Source organism: Nostoc sp. CMAA1605 (assembly GCF_021596505.1).
Taxonomy (GTDB): Bacteria; Cyanobacteriota; Cyanobacteriia; order Cyanobacteriales; family Nostocaceae; genus Trichormus.
This window is the reverse complement of record NZ_PJIZ01000087.1, coordinates 1-21,549: the sequence shown is the minus strand read 5'-3', so window position 1 is coordinate 21,549 and position 21,549 is coordinate 1. Positions and strand designations below refer to the sequence as shown.

General features: G+C 41.0%; 16 protein-coding genes and 3 pseudogenes. 7 read left to right on the top strand and 12 right to left on the bottom strand.

The window, feature by feature from the left end; translation table 11 throughout:
- Positions 1-206: pseudogene (locus CV014_RS23380) on the top strand (NAD(P)/FAD-dependent oxidoreductase); the annotation flags it as partial.
- On the opposite strand, the pseudogene CV014_RS23375 reads toward CV014_RS23380, so the two are convergent.
- Positions 160-1,169: pseudogene (locus CV014_RS23375) on the bottom strand (NAD(P)H-dependent flavin oxidoreductase). The pseudogenes CV014_RS23380 and CV014_RS23375 overlap by 47 nt on opposite strands.
- Positions 1,170-1,618: 449 nt before the next feature.
- On the opposite strand from CV014_RS23375, the gene psbA reads away from it, so the two are divergent.
- Entirely contained in the window at positions 1,619-2,701 is a 1,083-nt protein-coding gene (gene psbA / locus CV014_RS23370; RefSeq protein WP_236144207.1) for a photosystem II q(b) protein, read from the top strand.
- A gap of 109 nt (positions 2,702-2,810) precedes the next feature.
- On the opposite strand, the gene CV014_RS23365 is transcribed toward psbA, so the two are convergent.
- Both CV014_RS23365 and CV014_RS23360 read right to left on the bottom strand, forming a co-directional pair.
- Positions 2,811-3,173: an ArsR/SmtB family transcription factor gene (locus tag CV014_RS23365; RefSeq protein ID WP_103139686.1), complete on the bottom strand. Its 363-nt coding sequence runs from the start codon at positions 3,171-3,173 to the stop codon at positions 2,811-2,813.
- A 107-nt stretch (positions 3,174-3,280) separates the two neighbouring features.
- Positions 3,281-4,507, bottom strand: a complete 1,227-nt coding sequence (locus CV014_RS23360) for an RNA-guided endonuclease InsQ/TnpB family protein (protein ID WP_236144206.1) — start codon at positions 4,505-4,507, stop codon at positions 3,281-3,283.
- Positions 4,508-4,678: 171 nt separating this feature from the next.
- Between CV014_RS23360 and CV014_RS23355 the strand changes: the two genes are divergently transcribed.
- From CV014_RS23355 to CV014_RS23345, 3 genes are all read left to right on the top strand, one after another.
- Complete coding sequence (locus tag CV014_RS23355; protein WP_236144205.1) at positions 4,679-5,248, top strand: thermonuclease family protein; 570 nt, start codon at positions 4,679-4,681, stop codon at positions 5,246-5,248.
- Positions 5,249-5,989: 741 nt separating this feature from the next.
- Positions 5,990-10,264, top strand: coding sequence for an amino acid adenylation domain-containing protein (locus CV014_RS23350; protein WP_236144204.1), 4,275 nt, complete (start codon positions 5,990-5,992; stop codon positions 10,262-10,264).
- Between the two features lie 228 nt (positions 10,265-10,492).
- Positions 10,493-10,840: a hypothetical protein gene (locus tag CV014_RS23345; protein WP_236144203.1), complete on the top strand. Its 348-nt coding sequence runs from the start codon at positions 10,493-10,495 to the stop codon at positions 10,838-10,840.
- 30 nt (positions 10,841-10,870) lie between these two features.
- Here CV014_RS23345 and CV014_RS23340 read toward each other — a convergent pair whose 3' ends face one another.
- Positions 10,871-12,412: an ABC transporter permease subunit gene (locus tag CV014_RS23340; protein WP_236144202.1), complete on the bottom strand. Its 1,542-nt coding sequence runs from the start codon at positions 12,410-12,412 to the stop codon at positions 10,871-10,873.
- Between the two features lie 119 nt (positions 12,413-12,531).
- On the opposite strand from CV014_RS23340, the gene CV014_RS23335 reads away from it, so the two are divergent.
- The gene (locus CV014_RS23335) at positions 12,532-12,675 is read left to right on the top strand and encodes a hypothetical protein (RefSeq protein WP_236144201.1); all 144 of its coding nucleotides are present in this window, start codon (positions 12,532-12,534) and stop codon (positions 12,673-12,675) included.
- Here CV014_RS23335 and CV014_RS23330 read toward each other — a convergent pair.
- Complete coding sequence (locus tag CV014_RS23330) at positions 12,672-12,881, bottom strand: hypothetical protein (RefSeq protein WP_236144209.1); 210 nt, start codon at positions 12,879-12,881, stop codon at positions 12,672-12,674. The genes CV014_RS23335 and CV014_RS23330 overlap by 4 nt on opposite strands.
- A gap of 174 nt (positions 12,882-13,055) precedes the next feature.
- On the bottom strand, positions 13,056-13,733 hold the full coding sequence (gene lipB, locus CV014_RS23325) for a lipoyl(octanoyl) transferase LipB (protein ID WP_236144200.1): 678 nt from the start codon (positions 13,731-13,733) through the stop codon (positions 13,056-13,058).
- Between the two features lie 748 nt (positions 13,734-14,481).
- Between lipB and hpf the strand changes: the two genes are divergently transcribed.
- Entirely contained in the window at positions 14,482-15,135 is a 654-nt protein-coding gene (gene hpf / locus CV014_RS23320) for a ribosome hibernation-promoting factor, HPF/YfiA family (RefSeq protein WP_236144199.1), read from the top strand.
- A gap of 69 nt (positions 15,136-15,204) precedes the next feature.
- Here the strand turns inward: hpf and CV014_RS23315 are convergent, their stop codons facing one another.
- From CV014_RS23315 to CV014_RS23290, 6 genes and pseudogenes are all read right to left on the bottom strand, one after another.
- Positions 15,205-16,032 carry an Rpn family recombination-promoting nuclease/putative transposase gene (locus tag CV014_RS23315; RefSeq protein ID WP_236144198.1) on the bottom strand — a complete coding sequence of 276 codons (828 nt, stop codon included), beginning with the start codon at positions 16,030-16,032 and terminating at the stop codon, positions 15,205-15,207.
- Between the two features lie 194 nt (positions 16,033-16,226).
- Positions 16,227-17,435, bottom strand: a complete 1,209-nt coding sequence (locus tag CV014_RS23310) for a 4-hydroxy-3-methylbut-2-enyl diphosphate reductase (RefSeq protein ID WP_236144197.1) — start codon at positions 17,433-17,435, stop codon at positions 16,227-16,229.
- 138 nt (positions 17,436-17,573) lie between these two features.
- Positions 17,574-18,395, bottom strand: coding sequence for an SGNH/GDSL hydrolase family protein (locus tag CV014_RS23305; RefSeq protein ID WP_236144196.1), 822 nt, complete (start codon positions 18,393-18,395; stop codon positions 17,574-17,576).
- Positions 18,396-18,468: 73 nt separating this feature from the next.
- Positions 18,469-19,824 carry an ammonium transporter gene (locus CV014_RS23300; RefSeq protein WP_236144208.1) on the bottom strand — a complete coding sequence of 452 codons (1,356 nt, stop codon included), beginning with the start codon at positions 19,822-19,824 and terminating at the stop codon, positions 18,469-18,471.
- 421 nt (positions 19,825-20,245) lie between these two features.
- Entirely contained in the window at positions 20,246-21,250 is a 1,005-nt protein-coding gene (locus CV014_RS23295; RefSeq protein WP_236144195.1) for an ABC transporter ATP-binding protein, read from the bottom strand.
- Positions 21,204-21,549: pseudogene (locus CV014_RS23290) on the bottom strand (ABC transporter ATP-binding protein); the annotation flags it as partial. The pseudogene CV014_RS23290 and the gene CV014_RS23295, both read right to left, overlap by 47 nt.

The following is a 21,549-nucleotide window of genomic DNA, read 5'->3' as shown; positions in this document are numbered from 1 at the left end:
GGGGATATTTAATCACAGATCAGATGGGACGAACTTCTCACCCGCGCATTTTCGCTATTGGAGATTTGAAGGTGGGTTTAAATCAGGTGGTAATTGCGGCGGGTGATGGTGCATTGGCTGCAACGCAGATTTGGCGAGAAATTCGCCGTGCTGTCGGTGCTAAACCTTGGCCGTCAAATCGGCCATCAGCTCTGACACAGACATGATGCGCTGATTTTGACTCACATTTGCACCAGAAAAGATTAACCCATTTTCTACGTCGCCACGGGCAGCTTGTGCTAGGGCATTTAATAAACAATAGGTTTTACCTTTGTCTCGAAATAAACAAATTTCTAAACAGTTGGCAATACACCTCCTCTGTTGGGCTGAATCTGCCATAATCTCTTCTGCGAAGGGGTTACGTAAAGCCCGGCTGGGTTTACCGACAGGACTGGGTACGGTGACTATATCTTCTGGGTTGGCTTGCAAATGACGTTCTTTATAATTTTGATGGGCATCACATTCAATGGTGGTGATGAAGCGTGTACCCATTTGTACGCCGTCTGCTCCCATTGCTAACATTTGATCAATATCGGCGCGATCGCTAATTCCCCTGTCACAATCAAAGGTATCCTCACACCCATTGTCTCAGTTAAATATTCCCGCACCTGGGAAATCACCCAGCCAATAGAAAACCCAGGAACGTTAATTTGTTCACATTGGGTAAAGTGTCCCCCTACTTTCTGGCAATTTTCCAAAATCAAGGCATCAGGTAGGCGATTATATCGACTTTTCCAAGTTTGACAAAGATATTGGGCTGAGTCTGCATTGGCGACAGTCGGCACTAAAGCCACATCAGGATAATCGGCGGTGTACTCTGGTAAATTTAAAGCTACTGCTCCCCCTGTCACAATCAGATTTGCACCCTCGGCAGCTGCGGTTTTTGCTAATTCTGGGTAATCTTTCGTACCTACAAGAATATTCACCCCAATTACCCCATCGGGGCTAATACTCCTAGCTTTGGCTAATTCATCAATTAACGCCAGGCGATTGGCTGTAAAAAAACTACTCTTTTGACGGGGGTTAAAATACGGAGAATCCAAGCCAATCCCCAAGGTGGCAATCATCCCCACCCCGCCAGCATTGGCGACTGCTCCAGCCAATTTTGCACCAGATACCCGCACCGCCATTGCAGCTTGCATGATGGGATAACGTGCAATATGTTTACCAATCTGCAAGGGGTGAAGGCTTGAGTGCATGACGAATTTGCTCATTTATTAACTAAATAACTGAGAAGTAATTTTATCATCTCGGTGTGTATTTTCTTGGGCATGGGGCATTGGGCATTGGGCATGGTTCTAACGTTTTTCTTCTTACCCCTTGCAGTTTTACTTTGAATTTACTACTTGACAATTAAATTGCCATATAGTTATATAATTGGAATACGACTGAATACACCAATTCCCCGAAGAGACTATAGACGCTTAGTCTGAAAACTTCAGACTGCATCAGACTTTTTGAAATTACGTATACGCTGGCTTTCTCGTACCCCTCGGCTGAAGCGGGTGCGTAGTTATGAATTGGTTGTATTTCCTTGTCGCTGAAGATTTCACAAATTTATTCGCACTCATTACCAAATATGACAACTCTTCTCAAAGAGCGCGATCGCTCTAATTTATGGGATAGATTCTGTAATTGGATCACCAGTACAGAAAACCGGATGTATATTGGCTGGTTTGGCGTAATCCTGATTCCCACGGCTTTAACTGCGGCAATTGTGTTTATTTTGGCGTTTATTGCTGCACCACCTGTAGATGTAGACGGTATCCGTGAGCCTGTTTCTGGTTCACTGCTGTATGGAAATAACATCATCACTGCTACTGTAGTTCCTACTTCGGCGGCGATTGGTTTGCACTTGTACCCCATCTGGGAGGCTGCTTCTTTAGATGAGTGGCTATACAATGGCGGCCCCTATCAAATGATTGTGTTGCACTTCCTGTTGGCTATCTATGCTTATATGGGCCGGCAATGGGAATTAAGCTATCGTTTAGGAATGCGTCCTTGGATTCCTGTGGCTTTTTCTGCACCTGTGGCGGCTGCAACTGCGGTTTTATTGATTTACCCCATTGGACAAGGTAGTTTTTCCGATGGCATGATGTTGGGGATTTCCGGTACATTCAATTTCATGATTGTGTTTTCACCAGAACACAATATTCTCATGCACCCATTCCATATGATTGGTGTAGCGGGGGTGTTTGGTGGGGCTTTATTCTCGGCGATGCACGGTTCTTTGGTAACTTCTACCCTCGTGCGGGAAACCTCAGAAGTAGAATCAGCCAATATTGGTTATAAGTTTGGTCAAGAAGAAGAAACCTATAACATCGTAGCGGCACATGGTTACTTTGGGCGGTTAATCTTCCAATATGCCAGCTTTAATAATTCACGTTCTTTACACTTTTTCCTAGCTGCTTGGCCTGTAGTGGGTATTTGGTTTGCGGCTTTGGGTGTCAGCACCATGTCATTTAACTTGAACGGATTCAACTTCAATAACTCGATTTTGGATCACCAAGGACGCACAATTGACACCTGGGCAGATTTATTAAATAGAGCGAATTTAGGGATTGAAGTGATGCACGAGCGTAATGCTCACAACTTCCCCCTAGATTTAGCCTCTGGTGAAGCTCAACCGATAGCCTTGGCTGCTCCTACTATTGCTAGCTAATTGCGCTGTTTTTGCTGCTCTTACATTTGCACCCTAAATTTAGGGTGCTTTTTTATTAACCCAATTTTTTCTACTGTTCCCTGTTCCCCGTTCCCCGTTCCCCATTGTTTTAAAAAATAGTCTTTGTGTTTTGCAAGGCTCTGATACTTTCGGCTTGTTGAAGGATTCTTTCACTAATGCGATCGCAAGCTAATTCACAAAGGTCAAAAATCATCGGATCAGCAATCTCATAGAAAGCACTAGTCCCTTTAGGCTGACGAGTGACAATTCCCGCCTGGGTTAAAACTTTCAGGTGTTTAGATAGATTAGCTTGTCCCAAACCTGTTGCTTCCGTAAGTTCCATCACATTCATTGGGCCTGATTTCAGACAAGCCAAAATTTGCAGCCGACTTGCTTCCGATAGCATTTTAAAATAGTCAGCAACCGCCGCAAATGTATCTGAATCACCTTGAGACAGCTTAGTTCTTGGCATAGGCAGATGCAATAGTCACTGTGCTTTATTCCTAATTCAAAATTAAAAACCCAATTTTGACGATTTCTAGAATTAAATAACTATTTAGTATTTTGACACTCTCCGCCCTAAAAGTGCGAAGATTCTACATTCACAGACTCGTCGTTAGACAGCAGGCTTGCGCCAACCGCCCAAGAGGGCAAATCTCCTGTAGCGTAAGTTCCGGTATGCCCTACCGTACTGAGTCCTCGCCTCAAAATATTGATTGCTGCATTGATATCTCTGTCTTCCACATATCCACAATGAGGACAAACATGAGTCCTGGTAGACAAAGATTTCTTCACTTTTTCGCCACAGTTAGAACAATTTTGGCTGGTGTTGTGGGGAGGAACTGCAATAGTTACTTTCCCATATTTATGACCAAAATATTCTAACCATTGCCTGAACGTATACCAACCAGCATCAGAAATTGATTTAGCCAGATGTCGATTACGTACCAAACCCTTCACATTTAAATCTTCATAGGCTACCAAATCGTTAGATTGGATAACGGAGTATGCTAATCTCTTGCAATACTCTTTTCGCTGCCTACTTACTTTTAAATGCTTACGAGCATATCTATTTCTAGCTTTGTGGTAATTGTTCGATTGTCTGACGCGAGCTTTGTTCTTCTCTTTGCTGAACTTCTGAGACTTTTTGCGGTTGGCACGGTTTAACTGTTTTTCTGACTGACGGTAGAACTGGGGTGAAGGTTCAATATTACCTTTGTTATCTGCAATGAAGTATTTCAATCCCAAGTCGATACCAACTACTTGATTTGTAGGTTGGCTTTCTACTTTGACATTAATATCAATTGCAAATTGAGCATAATAGCCATCAGCACGACGTACTAGGCGAACGCGCTTGATTTGCTGGATATCGTAATAGTTGAGGTCGTAAGTCCCTTTTAGTTTGAGAGTGCCTATACCTTTCTTGTCTGAAAAGGTGATAGATTTACGAGTTTCTGAAAGTTTCCATCCAGATGATTTATATTCAACTGAACGACAGTTTTTCTTAAACTTAGGAAACCCCTTTTTACCTTTAACCTTCTTCTTGCAGTTGTCGTAAAACCTAGCTATCGCAGACCAACAACGTTCAGCCGCAGATTGTCTAGCCATTGAGTTTAATTCATCAGCAAAGGGGAATTCAGCAGCTAATACCGCGCAGTATTTATTGAGGTCGTATCTCCCCACTTTTTTGTTATCTATCCAGTAGCGTAAGCACTTGTTTTGAATGAATTGGCTAGTACGAATTGCTTCGTCTATTGCCTGATATTGCGCTTTTTTCCCTTTGACTTTAAACTCGTAAACAATCATGGCATCGACCAATTAACCACACCTTTATGTTAACACGACTAACATAAGATGAACAAATAAATTTGTCCTATCCTCTTATATTCCCCTCATAAATGACGGGGGTTTTACGCATCAAGACTCATAACCCAGTCAATAGGGAAAGATAACCTATTGAGCAATAAATCGTAACAAATGACTACATTACACAAAAGTTTACTAATTTTACTGAGTGCAACCTTAATTATGACTGGTGTGGCTGGTTGTACTCGCTTTTTTGGTGCTTCTGGGGACTTAGTGGAGCGCGTCAGTGATGGTGATACTTTGGTAGTTAGAGATGCTCAGGGTAATAAATTTACGGTGCGCTTCGCTTGTATGGATGCGCCAGAAATACCCCATTCTCGCAAAGAGCAAGCTAGTAAAAAAGCTAGCGATCGCAATCAATTTAATTGGGGTGTGAAAGCACAAACTAGATTAGCAGAGTTAGTTAAACAAAGTGGCGATCGCGTTACCTTGACGATTACAGATAGCGATCGTTATGGACGCAAAGTAGCCGAAGTCCGCTTAAAAGACGGTGCTTTTGTTCAGGAAGTCTTGTTAAAAGAAGGTTTAGCTAAGGTTTACCGCCCTTATTTAAATAAGTGTCCCAGTAAAGATTTAGTGCAGCAAGCGGAAGCTCAAGCCCAGCAGCAAAGGATTGGGATTTGGGGTGATACTGATTTTACAGATCCTTGGAAGTATCGCAGCGTGAGTAAGAGACAGTAAGGGATTTTCAATTTAAAAAATATTATCTAAGTATAACGGTGTAAATATTTCAAGGTTTGTAGTGTACCCCTCCGGGGAAGCAAGCTACGCGCAAGCGTCTCGTAGAGAGGACTTTAGTCCTCTGATAAGGACTGAAGTCCTTACTAAGAACTAGATTCCAATCTTTTTACATTACTTCACATAGTTTGGTTTTTTCAAGTCGTTCTACTTAACTGTATAGGCAAGGGGGATGTACAGCTAAAAATATCAACTAACTAAAATGAATATTTGATTTTCTGGAAGTATCTAAAAGGTTACTGTATAACAGGCAGTAGGCATTTAATGAATTATAAAAATAAGTCTTTTAAAAATCGATACTGCGTTATTTATGTAATGTCTGTGTCGTAGATTTTATCTAATTGCTGAAATAACTGCAAAAAAACTTGTCCAAAAGATAAATTTCATTATTCGGTAATTCTGAATAATAAAGATTATCTTTATATTTTCTTTTTAAGAATTAGATAATTCTTTATTAACTTTACACAGAATGAGACATATTAGCTGGTAAATTCTAGTGATAGCTTTAGAATTTGCCAGTTTTGCTTTATTTAATTGGTTATTTATTTAGTAATGATTGAGATAAATTATCCCAATTATCAAATTATTACTATGTGTGGCGGTGCATTTAAATCATCTACTTTTCAGAATGACATTAAAGTTTTTAACAACTATTTTTCCCTACTGACTAGCTAGAGCAAAAAAATGAACTTAGTCAACTTAAACAATTCCTATCAACTTTCATCTATTCAACAAGGAATGCTGTTTAACAGTCTTCTTGCTCAAGAATCGGGAGTGGATATTGAGCAGGTGGTCTGTTTCGTTAAAGAAAAAATTGATATTGACGCATTTCAAAAAGCATGGCAACAAATTTTAGCAAGACACGCAGTTTTAAGAAGTAGCTTTGATTGGGAAAACGGACGAGAACCTCTACAATGTGTCCATCCAGCAGTAACTATTCCCTTAAAACAACAGGATTGGAGTAGCTTATCTGAAACGGAAAAATCAACTAAATTACAGGCTTATTTGCAAAGCGATCGCCTGTTGGGTTTTGATTTGAATATCGCGCCATTGATGCGTTTAGCATTATTTCGCTTAGGAGAATCTTGCTATCAATTTGTATGGACATTTCATCATGCTTTATTAGATGGTCGTTCTTTGTACATCATCATCCAAGAATTGTTTGCCTTTTATGATGCTTTTCTTCAAGGAAAAGACTTAGAACTCCCCCAACCTCGTCCCTATCAAGACCACATTGCATGGTTACAGCAACAAGATTGGTCGAAGAGTGAAGGATTTTGGCGAAATTTACTCAAAGGTTTTACCGCACCCACACCCTTATTAGTAGATTCCAACCCTCGTGAGGAAAGCGGTTTTAGAGAACAAACAATCCGAGTTTCTCAAACAACTACACAGATGTTGCAGGCTTTCGCCCAAAAACATCAACTCACACTCAATACCTTAGTGCAAGGTGCTTGGGGTTTATTGTTGAGTCGTTATAGTGGCGAGTCTGATATTGTTTTTGGTGCGACAAGAGCCTGTCGTCACTCCTCTGTAGCTGGTGCGGAGTCGATGGTGGGACTATTGATTAATACCTTACCAGTGCGTGTCAAGGTATCTGGGGAAAAACCCCTTGTAAATTGGCTCCAAGAATTGCGATCGCAGTGGGTAACTTTGCGAGATTATGAACATACCCCCCTCGTTAACGTTCAGCGATGGAGTGATGTCCCTGGTGGAACTTCCTTATTTGACAGCATTGTAGTATTTGAGAACTATGAATTGAATTCGGCTTTGCGCTCTCAAGGCCAGAGATGGCAAAACTTAGAATTCCGACTCGAAGAACAAACTAACTTTCCTCTAACACTGGTTGGCTATGGGGAGTCAGAATTGTTATTGAAACTCAAATATGATCGCCAAAAATTCGATGATGCCAAAATTTGTCGGATGTTGGGACATCTTCAGACACTATTGGCGAGTATGGCGACTGATTCTAGCCAGAGTTTAGGACAACTACCACTATTGACGACAGCAGAAAAACACCAAATGTTGGTGGAGTGGAATCATACACAAGCAGATTTTGCAGATCAACTTTGTATCCATCAACTGTTCGAGGCGCAAGTAGAAAAGACACCCGATGCTATCGCCGTAGTTTGTGGCGCAGAACAACTCACCTATAAAGAGTTGAACTCTAGAGCCAATCAGTTAGCTCATCACCTGCAACAACTAGGAGTCAAACCAGGGGTATTAGTTGCTGTATATTTAGAGCGATCGCTTGAAATGATTCCGGCTGTTTTAGGGATTTTAAAAGCTGGCGGTGCATATGTTCCCCTAGAACCCAGTTTCCCCAAAGCACGCATTCAATTACTGCTGTCTTCTTTGCAGATTAACTGTCTAGTCACCCAAACGAGCCTGTTAGCTAACATTCAGGAATTAGAACTAAACGCGCTAGAACATTTAATCTGTTTAGATAAATCTGTACATAACGCGATGTGTAACTTATTCTTGGAACCTCTCCCCGAAACAGAGAGAGCCTTTGATTCTTGCTCCCCTTCCCTGGTAGGGAAGGGGTTGGGGGTTAGGTCTGAGAGAAACTCGCACACAGCGTTATCTAGTACAGCAGGCAAAAAGCCAGAGAATCACCAAGAAATCTTTTCCCCTACACCCTCAATTTGGCATCGTTATTATTTAGACTTACTCCCAACCGAAAATTTACCAACATCTGCAAGTTCTGATGATGTAGCCTATGTGATTTTCACCTCCGGTTCTACAGGTACACCAAAGGGGGTTGTAGTTCGTCATCAACCAGTAATTAACCTGATTGAATGGGTAAACAAAACATTTAATGTAAATGCTCAAGATAGAGTATTATTTATTACTTCTTTATGCTTTGACCTGTCAGTTTATGACATTTTTGGACTATTAGCCGCAGGTGGTTCAATTCGAGTTGTTCCTAGTCATGATATTCGAGATCCAGAAGCGTTACTGCATATTCTCTGCCATGAGCCGATTACATTCTGGGATTCTGCCCCGCCTGCACTGCAACAACTAGCCCAATTTTTCCCCAAGGTGCAAGAAAATAATTACCATCCCCAATTGCGCCTAGTATTTATGAGTGGTGATTGGATACCTGTCACACTGCCAGATTTACTTAAAACCACCTTCCCAGGGGTGGAGGTAATTAGTTTAGGGGGAGCAACAGAAGCTACTGTTTGGTCAAATTATTATCCTATCGGCAAAGTCGAACCCCATTGGAAGAGTATTCCCTATGGTAAACCCATCCAAAATGCCCAATATTACATTCTGGATGATTACCTCAATCCTTGCCCCATAGGTGTGACTGGAGAGTTATATATTGGTGGAGAATGTTTAGCCTCTGGCTATTTAAATCAACCGGAACTCACAGCCCAAAAATTTATTCCCAGTCCCTTTGGCAATTCCAAACTATATAAAACTGGGGATTTAGCCCGTTATTTCAGCGATGGTAATATTGAATTCCTGGGTCGGATTGACCATCAAGTAAAAATTCGCGGTTTCCGTATCGAGTTGGGGGAAATTGAGAGTGTACTGACACAACACGACTGTGTACAGGAAACTGTAGTGATAGCGAGGGAAGATGAGCCAGGAAATAAGCGATTGGTGGCGTATGTAGTCATAGATGGCGATTCTCCAATTACTATGAACGAATTGCGGCGATTTTTGCAAACAAAACTGCCAGACTATATGGTTCCATCGGCTTTTATTGCGATCGCTCAAATTCCACTCACTCCTAATGGTAAAGTAGACCGCCGCGCTTTACCCATCCCAGACCAAAGCCGACCAGAATTAGAAAAAGCCTTTGTCGCGCCGAGAAATGCTGTAGAAATCGAGTTAGGGCGAATTTGGTCAGAGGTTTTAGGTATTGAGTCAGTTGGTATCAATGATAACTTCTTTGATTTAGGCGGAAATTCCCTACTTGCAGTCAAATTATTTACCCAAGTTGAGAAGAAATTTGGTCAAAAACTGCCTCTAGCTACCTTATTACAATCACCGACAATAGAGCAACTAGCTAGCATTCTCAGCACAGCAAACACCCCAGTGTCTTGGTCTTCTTTGGTAACTATTCAACCAGGTAACAATACGAAACGCCCCCTATTCCTAATTCATGCCCTTGGCGGTAATGTGATTGGTTATCAAAATTTAGTGCGTTATCTGGGTGCAGAACAACCAGTGTATGGACTACAAGCACGAGGACTAGACGGGAAACAAGCACCTCACACCAGAGTTGAGGATATGGCCTGTGACTACATCCAAGAAATTCGCAGCGTTCAGCCGCAAGGCCCTTATTTATTGGGTGGCTTTTCTAGCGGTGGGACAGTTGCCTATGAAATGGCACGTCAGTTAGTGGCGCAGGGCGATCGCGTCGAATTACTGGCAATGTTTGATACCTATAGCCCCAGTCTATATATCAATAATCCCTCCCTCTTGCGGACACTGTATGTCTACTTGCTCACCTTGCTACGACTGCCATCTGTAGATAGATGGAACTATGTTTTAGCGAAAATAGATTGGTTTCAATCCATGTTAACTGGTAAGACGAGTAGCAAATTTGACCTATGGAATGAACATTCTTTTACTGAAGATGCCAACCCTTATAACATGGCATTAATAGAAGCTCTCAAACAAGCCACAATGGCGGATTATGTAGTCAAACCCTACTCTGGTAAAGTAACTTTATTTACTACCAAAGAAATCCTGAGATGGTGTCAGTTTCAACCCTGTAGAGGCTGGGGTGCTATGGCTAAACAGGGGATAGAAATTCATGAAGTTCCTGGTACACATTTAGGTATGTTGGGAGAACCATGTGTGCAGATTTTAGCAGCAAAATTAAAACATTGTTTAGATGCAATAGAAGCAAATAATCAAGCCGAATCAGTGAAAATTGAGCAGATGCGGTGGATGCTTCAGAAAGAGAATTATCGCGAACTGGAACATCAGTATTAAAAATTAATTTTGACTTGCTATCATATCCCCGAAGTCTTTGAGAATTTGGGGATATGAACATAAGCTCAAGTCCAGTAGCAAAAAATTGGGATTTGGGATGATAATGAATTTACATATCCTGGGAAGTATTGGAGTGTGAGTCAAAGAAAGTAAAAATTTACTATATCACTCTGATCAATTTTTCCAATAAAGTAAGAATTAAAATCGTGATAAAAATAAATAACATATATGGAAGAAACAGTAACTTTATATCGTCCGACGGGGGCAAAAGAATTAGAGCTAGTAAAACAAAGTGGCTACCGTAAATGGCCGCCTAGACTACCGGAACAACCAATTTTTTATCCGGTTACGAACGAACAATATGCTAAAGAAATAGCTACTAAATGGAATATTAGAGATAGTGGTGTGGGTTATGTCACACGCTTTGAAGTCAAGAAGGTATTTATGGATAAATATGAGATTCACCAAGTTGGGGCTTCACATCATACGGAATGGTGGATTCCATGTGAAGAATTAGAAGATTTGAACGCCAACATTGTAGGAAAAATTGAGGTAATTGGAGAGTATCGAGCTTAATTTTGCCTCTATATCTAGCTGATGCCAATTTTATTTTCTAATCACATTAGAGGTAATATCTGTACTAACTTTAACTGATTGAGTGGGATTCATCCAACTCTCTAAACGACTGAAAGCTTGAGAAGATAACAGCGTTAAACATAGATAAACTATGGCGACTGCTGCATAAATTTCAAACGGACGATAGTTGGCAGCAACAATCAATTGTCCCTTGCGAAATAATTCTTCAAATCCAATAACTGCTACTAAACAAGTATCTTTTAACAAACTAATAAATTCATTTCCTAAAGCTGGTAACATCCGCCGAAAAGCTTGGGGGAAAATCACCAAACGCATTGTTAAGATAGGATTGAAGCCTAATGATTTAGCTGCTTCTGCTTGTCCTGGTTCAATTGATTGAATACCAGCACGAACAATTTCAGCAATATAAGCTGCACAATTTAAACTTAAGGCAATTACCCCAGCTACTAAACGATCAAATGTAAAAGTGAAATTCAGTTCTTGAGCAATAGCGGGGATGCCAAAATAAATCATAAAAATTTGGACGAGTAAAGGCGTACCCCGAAAAAAGTCAACATAAGCTCTCGCTAACCAGCGCACGAGAGTAATTTTAGAAAGGCGCACAATACCGATTAATGAACCAGCAATTAAACCCAATACAACAGAAATGATTGTAAGTTCTAGGGTGATTAATGCACCTTGTAATAGAGTTGGCAAAGCTTGCAAAATTAAACCAATTGAGGTAAAAATGCTACCTTTATCTGTGTTATTTTGGTTAGCAAATGGTGATTTATCTGGTAGTTGTGGCGGAGTGGCTTTAAACCATTTTTGATAAATTTGATTATAAGTGCCGTTTTTTAAAACTATATCTAATCCATTATTAATGAGTGATAAATTCGGGGAATTTTGGGCTGTGGCGATGCCATAATATTCCTCTGTAAGTAATTGTTCTACAACTTTAATGCCTTTGAGATTACCTGTATTAATTGCATATAAAGTTACTGGTGCATCATTAATAACTGCATCTACATTACCATTCAGTAATTCTTGTAAGGCTAAAGGTGCAGAGTCAAAACTGCGAATTTCTGCGCCTGGGATGCTTTTGGCTTTCTCTGCGCCGGTTGTCCCAATTTGGACGGCAATTTTTTTATTTTTGAGACTATCAAAACCTGTAATATTGGGATCATTTTCTCGAATGGCGATCGCTAATCCGGCTTTAAAATAGGGACGGGAGAAAGCTACAGCGTTGGCTCGTTCGGCGGTGATAGTAATAGAACTGATGGCTGCATCTACGGTTTTAGCCTGTAAAGCTGGGATAATGCCATCAAACGGTAGACTTTGGAATTTTATTTGCAAGTTAGCAGATGAGGCAACTGCATTCATTAAATCAATGGAAAAACCCTGCAATTCTCCACCTTGTCCTTGAAACTCAAAAGGGGGAAACGCTGGTTCCGTCGCGACACGCAAAGTTTTACTAACACTCGAATTAACGCTACAGCCAGAGAGTAAAACACAACTCACACACACAACTAGACACCAACACAGCCAACTTCTAAAACTGAATCTAGCCATGTGATGCTTACCCCCTGAGTAATGAGTAATGAGTAATGAGTGGTGAGTAATGAGTAATGAGTAATAAGTAATGAGTAATGAGTAATGAGTGGTGAGTAATAAGTAATAAGTAATGAGTAATGAGTGTATGCTTAATTTGGATGGGTGACAACCTTGCTAGGTTTAAGGAAATTGGTGTTGTTGGAAGTCACTATCGGCTAAACGTCGCGCCACTTACTACTCACAAAACTCAGCACTCAGCACTCAGCACTCACCACTTTTAAAGATATTCTCGTAAGAAGTCAAAGGGATCGTCTTCCCAACATGGTTCAGGAATCATGAACAACAAATTGGTGTTGATGTCAGCTTCAATTTCTTCGCTATCGTGTCTGTCAAAAAGTTCTGTGAGAACTTTCCAGTCTCTTTCTCTAAGAGACGTAAACACTGGGGCGTAAGTCTGTGGAGTGTTTGGATATGTCACAGGTGCAATTTGCGTCAACTGATACAAAAAGTGGGCTTTGAGAGTGCCAGACAATCACATTCTAACTTGCTCAATTAAAATCTCAAATATACAGATATTTGCTTTTTATTACTTGATATTTCTCATTAAAAGTAAATTGCACCCATTACATATTTACATCGAAATATACTGAAAACAGCACAATTATTTCACAATTGCCTCGATAAATTTGACACCAAATACTTCCGTAAAAGCTTGGGCGACGTGAGGGCGTACTTCATCGCAGGTAATTCCAGGAATCCATTCGGCTAAACTACCGACTGGTTTATCTGCAATACCGCAGGGAACAATGCGGCTAAAGCCTGTCATATCAGGACATACGTTTAAAGCAAAACCGTGCATGGTAATCCAGCGACTGACTTTAATTCCGATCGCGGCCACCTTACGTCCTTCTAACCATACACCAGTCAAAGACGGAATGCGATCGCCTGCTAAACCGTAAACTGCAAGCACGCGAATGATTACTTCTTCTAACTGCCGCAAGTACCAATGTAAATCTTTATGATAACGGTGCAGATTTAAAATCGGATATCCCACTAATTGTCCGGGACAGTGATAAGTCACTTCCCCACCGCGTTCTGTTCTGTATACCTCAAAAAACTGTTGATTTACGTCAAATTTGAGGAATTCTGCGTTGCTACCTTGTCCCAAGGTGTAGACAGGGGGATGTTCTAGCAAAATTAATACATCTTCCAACTCAGGGTGATGAACTCTCTCCGTTAAGAGGGATTTTTGCCATTCATGGGCTTTTTGGTAAGGTATCAACCCTTGATTGTATAGCAAACAATGTTTTACTTGTGCTGACTCATTACTACGGCTCATAACGAATATCAACTGTATTAACCACTAAATATATTGCAAGTTCTAGGAATATATTCAACAATTGTCAAGCTATGCAAAGGATTTTAAAGGAACATCAAGGGAATCATCTTTGGGAAAAACAAAGTGCTAGTTTGAATATATAAACACAAAGGTGTTAGGAGGAATTCCTACAATAAGCATCACGCCAAGAGAAGAGGAACGAATGTACTGGCTGATGAATTTCATATCTTTTTACATCTGAAGGACTTGTATACTCTCACAAAAAAGCAAACAAATCTCCTTATAACAAACAAAAAGTAACTACTATGGGTTATGTAAAGTTTGTTTTGATGCGTCAGTTAGTCAAAACAGCCATTAATGAGGCTACCTTAATTGAGAAAAAAAGGCGATGATCCTAATTGTCTGGCAATCAGTTAGAGCGATCGCCTAATTTGGGGCAAGCGAATCGCAGCAAATCAAGGAGCAGAGTCAAGAGTGTACATGAGAATAACTATAATAGATGCAAAAAATGGGAGTAAACAGACTAGTACACAAAGGCAAAGGTAAAAGGGTGCAAGGTGAAATCAAGAAAGTCGATTTTGAGGTTTTCTCCTACTTTGACTTAGTGCTTTTTTACACTATGTCGTACTTGCAGTACGTTTTAATATTCCTCAATAGGTGTTGGTGCAGTGACATAACTTACCGCAATCTCTTTTCATACTAAGACGACATCACATTAAATATTGAGCTATCGAGCGGGAGAGTTTACATGAAGCTTGTCATCCACGGCAAAAATATTGAAATTACCGATGCGATTCGAGAATATGTGCATCAAAAAATTGAAAAAGCAGTTAGTCACTTCCAGAACATCACCAACGAAGTGGATGTCCACCTTAGCGTAGCTCGCAATCCCCGAATTAGTCCTAAACAAGCGGCTGAAGTCACTATATTTGCAAATGGTAGTGTCATCCGCGCCGAGGAAAGCAGCGAAAACTTGTACGCTAGCATTGATTTAGTTGCAGATAAAATTGCCAGACAACTGCGAAAATATAAAGAAAGGAAACAAGACAAGAAAACTCAAGCTCAACCCACTAATGAAGTAGTTGTACCACAACCGGTAGTTGCAGATTTAATCGGCGATCGCACTCCCGAACTCCCCCAAGAAGTTGTCCGTACCAAATATTTTTCCATGCCACCGATGACGGTTGAAGAAGCTTTAGAGCAGTTACAATTAGTGGGACATGATTTTTATATGTTCCGCAACGCTGAAAGTGGTGAGATTAACGTCATTTATGAACGCAATCATGGCGGTTATGGCGTAATTCAACCCCGAAACAACAACGGCCATACCCATCATACCAACGGTAAAAATGGTAAGGTGGCAGTTAATATGGTGATGCCAGAAAAATCTCACAGTAGATAATTAGATATCTCCCGACTATTAACTGATGCGAAGTTGATTTTGCAGATAGTCGGGAGATTCTTAGCTTTTTTAGGAATCTATTGTATTTAACCAAGTTTCTAAATCCGCGATCGCCTGAAAATCTAACAGAGCTTCTCCTAGATGTTCTACTTGTTCTAAAGAGAGAGTTTCTACCCGTTCTCGCATTGACTGCGGTAATTCTCCCACACGACGAGTTAAGAGCCTCAAAATAAGCGATCGTTCTCGTTGTTCTCCGATTTTTTCACCTTCGGAAAGAATATCCTGATAAATCACTGATTCGCGCATCATACCCTCCCGAAATAACTGTTGAATCAAGTCCTTTTTGTATTTTAACCCCGCTAAAATTTGAGTGTAGGCGGAGACTTGAGATTTTTCTTCTGGTTCAAGTTGATTTACTCGCTGTACAACTTGTTGTAACAAAGTTTGCGGTTGAGTAGTCGCAGCTAGTGGTGCTAATGGTAGCAAAGCTGGTTCATCAAGAAATAATTGGGGATTTTCCTCCCACATCCGAATTACACGATATTCATGACGCGTGTTTTCGACATGAAAAACGGTTTCAATTACTTGATCAGGTGCAGGTGGAAGCAACAACACTACAACCTGTGTAATTGGTAAACGATACAATCGATACAAGCGCACCCAATAATCAAGCATTCGCAGGGGTAGAGGTGGCGTAGATTCTAGTTTAGTTTGAAACTCCAGGTGCAGAATGCGTTCTTGGAGTTGTAGGAATGTAACGTAATCTGCGCGTATGGGTTCGATACTTAATTCGGTTTTGAGAACTGTAACAGCAGTTTGTGGTGTACCTAAAACCCAACTAGCAAAAATATCAGGATTTTTTTCAGAGAGTAGCTTGCACAGGTTATCAAATGACATTGAGAAAATTAAGACTTAGTAATTAAAACAACTGAATAAACAAACTAGTTCAAGCAAGTAATAAAGATGGAAATTTTTATTAGAGGACTAAAGTCCTTACTACAAACAATTATTGACTAAGTGCTGAATTATTGAGTAATTTTATTTTACTCATTACTCATTACTCAGCACTCAGCACTCATTACTCAGCACTCTCAAGAAACCGTCACAGTTGCCTTCAGAGCAAAAATCTTCTCAATTATATCTTCGACAACCTTATCAGGTGTAGAAGCTCCAGAAGTAATGCCAACAACAATTTCCCCGTCTGGTAGCCAGTTGTCTGTAATGACTAAATCACCAGTTAATTGCCGGTGTTCAATTGAGGTTCTAGACTTAATGCGCCCTACACTATCAACATGATATGAAGGTAGTCCTCTTTGTTGGGCAATTTGTTGTAACTGGGTTGTGTTGGAAGAATTAAAGCCGCCAATTACTATCATTAAATCTAATTTTTGTTCCACTAATTCCAACATCGCATCCTGACGTTCTTGGGTAGCGTCACAAATAGTATTAAAACTTTGGAAATGTTGATTTAATTCAACTGGGCTGTATTTCTGCATCATGGTATGCTCAAATAGTTTACCAATCTGCTCAGTTTCACCTTTGAGCATGGTGGTTTGATTGGCGATACCGACGCGTTCTAAATCTGTGTCAGGATCAAAACCTGGGGAACAGGCTTTAGCAAACTTTTGTAAAAATTCCTGGCGATCGCCCCCATGTAAAATATAGTCAGCTACATATTGGGCTTCTTGCATATTCAGAACGATTAAATATTTACCAGCAAAGGAACTAGTAGCAACAGTTTCCTCATGCTTATATTTACCATGAATAATTGAGGTGTAATCGCCTTTTTTGTGCTTTTCTACGGTGTTCCAGACTTTGGAAACCCAAGGGCAGGTGGTATCAACGATTTTACAGCCTTTATCATTGAGTAGCTGCATTTCTTGGACACTAGCCCCAAAGGCAGGTAATATCACCACATCTTCTTGACCTACGACAGAAAAATCTTTTTGAGTACCATTTACAGGAATAAAGCCAACTTGCATTTCCTGCATTCGCTGATTAACAGAAGGGTTATGGATAATTTCGTTAGTAATCCAAATGCGTTCTGTGGGGAAGTGCTTGCGGGTTTCGTAAGCCATCGCCACAGCACGTTCTACACCCCAGCAAAACCCAAAGGCTTGCGCCAGGCGGATAGTGACATCGCCTCTTTGCAAAGTGTAATTGCGATCGCGAATTTCTTGAATTAGATTACTTTGATACTCAGATTTCAATTGGGTAGCGACTTCAGCCTGATGACCAAATCCTTTACGGTTGTAATTCTCGGAGTGATTTAGTGAACGCTTAAAAGCTTTTGTATCCATAATCTCTTATTTTTTTGTATCTCCTCTTTAATGATTCTCTCGCGCCAAGACGCATATTGAGAAAGTAAAAAGTAAAAAGGCAAAAGTAAAAAGAAAGTAAAAGTATTTTTGCGCTTTGCCTTTACCAATACCCAGTCCCTAATCCCCAGTCCCCCCTCTCTTCTGATAAATCTGCAACGCAGTGCGCCACACTAGATAACCTGCGGGACTGAGATGTAAACCATCAGTAGTTAATTCAGTCCGCATATTACCTTTTTGATCCGCAAACAAGGAATATAAATCTAGGTATTCCACACCTTCTTTCACGGCGATGCTTCGTAACTGCTGATTTAACTTTTCAATTCGACTGTTGGGAATCGCTAGTAATTTCTCTTTTCCTTCCCAAGTGGCTGCTGCTCCTCCGTGGGGCAGAATTGATTGGATAAAGATTTTGGTTTTGGGATGATTTTTTCGCAGGTAAATGATGATTTGCCGTTGATTGTCTAAAATGACTTGATCATCTACTCCCCGAATCAAGTCATTAATCCCAATCATCACAAAAATCGTCTCTGGTTGTGTCTGGTCAAATAAATTTAATCTTTTCAATAATCCATTGCTGGTTTCGCCGGAAATTGCTTGATTGAGCCAATTTCTATCTTGCGGTAATAATTCCACAGGAAACCAGAGACTCAATGAATCTCCCACTAAGACACTCAACTTTGATGGACGCTGTTGAGCAGTTACTTGGGCTTCTTGGTTAAGGATATCTACCCATTGTTGATAGGTGAGTTGATGGCGGGGGCCTAACTCTGGTGTTGGGGGTGGGTTTTGGTTGGCTGGAACTGGAGGAGGGGCATTACTGGAAACGGCGGTCAATCCCTGCTGTCGCCAAATCAGCAGAATGACCGCCAACATAAGGATGCCGTTGGTTGCCAGTAAGAAAAACGCCCAGACCGGAAAGGTTTTTGCAGTAGTGGACACGACTAGCGAAATCTTCCAATGATTTGACTCAGATTTTAAATCGCTAGTAAGATAATCGCACTATTTTCAGCAATTATTCGGAGACAATGCGATCGCCAAACTCGGAGTTATAACCCTCTTCTCCGTGTTCATTGATATCCAAACCCTGGTATTCAGCCTCTTCTTTGACTCGTAGCCCCACGGTAGCGGCAATAATTTTCAGAATCAGCCAAGTTCCCACAGCCGCAATTACATAAGCAATCGCAATAGCTGCCAGTTCCACACCTAATTCCCCAAAATTACCCCGCAACACGCCATCTTTACCAAATGAGTTGACTTCCTTAGTGGCAAAAAAGGCAGTTAAAATTGCCCCAACTGTACCACCTACACCATGTACAGGATAGGTGTCTAAGGCATCATCAATATTGAGCTTATGTTTGAAACTGACTGCATAGAAACAGACGAAAGCAGTGATGAAACCAATCAAAATTGAGGCTAAAGGCGTGACAAACCCGGCGGCTGGAGTAATTCCCACTAAACCGGCAACTGCCCCTGTAGCCGCACCGACAGCCGTAGGTTTACCGCGTAAGGTGGCTTCTAAAATCAACCACATCAAAGCCCCCGCCGCCGCCGAGGTGTTAGTAGCGACAAAAGCAGTCGTAGCAACGTTGGTAACTAAATTACCAGAAGTCCCGCTAGCTACAGATAAAGCACTACCAGCATTAAAGCCAAACCAACCAAACCACAGCAAGCCCGCACCCAATAAAATGAATGGGACATTATGGGGGGGACTGAGACGGTCGGGGTGAGTTTTGCGTGGCCCTAAGACAATCGCTGCAACTAGGGCAGACACACCAGAACTGATATGCACAACTGTACCACCAGCAAAATCTAGCGCGCCTAAACCGCCATATAACCCTAATAAACCACCTTTAGCCCAAACCATGTGAGCTAAAGGAGTGTAAATTAAGGTTGACCACAGCAAGACAAATAAACAATAGGCGCGAAAACTCATCCGTTCGGCGATCGCACCAGAAATCAACGCCGGTGTAATAATAGCAAACATGGCTTGATAAATCATGTATGCTTGATGGGGAATTGTCGGAGCGTAAGAAACTACATCCACAGGTGCTGAACCTTGCAGATAGTTGGTTGTTTCTAGCCCCACACCATTTAAGCCCAACCATTGTAAGCCGCCAATAAATGGCAACCCAGGCGCAAATGAGAGACTATAACCCCATAGCACCCAGCTAACCCCCACAATCGCCATCAATACAAAACTCATCATCAATGTATTGAGGATATTGCGCGATCGCACAAAGCCACCATAGAAAAACGCTAATCCTGGTGTCATCAACAACACCAATGCAGATGATATCAGCATAAATACTGTATCTCCAGTATCCGCAGATGGGGTACTAGCTGGCGTTTGGGCAAAGGCATTACCCATCGGAGTAGCTATCAGCAGTAGTAGGGTAACAACCCCAATCCCTAAACATTTCTTGATCACGTCTTTTTGTTTTTTCCCTTGAAGAGCAATATCCTTGTATACTTGGTTACATTTGATTACTTTTTGCTGGAAATTTTTGTCTTCCAGGTTACTTGGATTTGGGTTTCGGGAAATTTTAACAAAAAAATAATACTATTGATAGATAAAATCTATGCAATTAACGTGTAAATTTTCTTACCTAATACTTAAGGCTCTAAATTAAAAAGACGAACATGATGGGAAGTTCTTAGAATAAAAATGTAATATTTACTACAGTATTTCTTGATTTAATATCCGCCTGATTTATTGATTTTGTGCTGATAATTTTTACATAGAATCCACGTAAAATTATGCAGTTAAAAAGTTGATATGTGCTGGGCAGTTAATTTTGTATTTTGAAATATTCGCCATACTGCCGAATCTGCATATTCCACAACGTTGTATACTCACCACCGTGGCTTAGAAGTTCCTGATGCGTCCCATCTTCGATTAATTGACCGGCTTTGAGGACTAAGATTCTCTGCGCCATTCGCACAGAGGCTAGTCGATGCGTAATTAAAATAGTAGTTTTGCCTTGGGCTAGTTCTACAAACCTCTGATAAAGCTCATATTCACTGCGGGGGTCGAGTGCGGCTGTAGGTTCATCTAACAATAGGATTTGGGCTTGCTGACGCACAAAGGCACGGGCTAGGGCTAACTTTTGCCATTGACCACCAGATAATTCTGTACCACTAAACTGCTTACCCAGGGGTGTATCCTCCCCTGTGGGAAATTGGGTAACTAGTTGGATGATATCGGCTCTTTCTATAGCAAATCTCAGTAAATCTCGATTTTCTAGAGCTTGGAGGTTACTTAAAGCGATATTTTCTCCCAGGGTGAGAGCATAGCGACCGAAATCTTGAAATACCCCGGCTATTTGCTGTCGCCACTCTTGTAAATTTAAATGCTTTAGGTCTACCCCATCAACTAAAATTCTGCCTTGAGTGGGGTCGTATAACCTGGTGAGTAACTTGATGATAGTAGTCTTACCTGCGCCATTTTCGCCAACGATCGCCACTGTTTCACCAGGGTGTAGAGTAAAAGAGATATTTTTCACAGCCCATGCTTGAGCATCTGGGTAGCGGAAATAGACGTTTTCAAAGGTAATCCCAGTCAGTATAGGACTGGGGGTTTTTTCTCCAGGTACAGTTAATAACATGGAACTTGCGCTGTCGAGAAAATTAAAGAATTGCTGCATATATAAAACATTTTCCCAAAGTTCCAGCCCATTACCGACAAATGCAGCTAAATTCTGTTGGAAGTAAGTTAAAGATTGAACTAATAACAACACACTACCTGGGCTAAATTTCCCTTGAAATGCTTGCTTTACCACCCAGTAAAAAAGCAAAACCATTTCCCAAGGTACTTAAAACAGCTAAACTGGAAGACCAAAAAGCTTGTTGACCTCGTAAATGGCGCATAGAGTTGTGTAAAGACCCAAATGCTTGCAGATATCGCTCAATAAAAAATTCACCTAGCTGAAACAGTCGCGTTTCCTTAGCGTAGGTGTCAGTTAGCATCACTGATGTGTAATACCTCATTCTGCGGGCTTGGGGACTATTTTCAAATAGAGTTAGCCAAATTGCTTTACCATATTGGGCAGAGACTACTACTTGAGGTACAGTAGCGATCGCAATCACTAAAGGA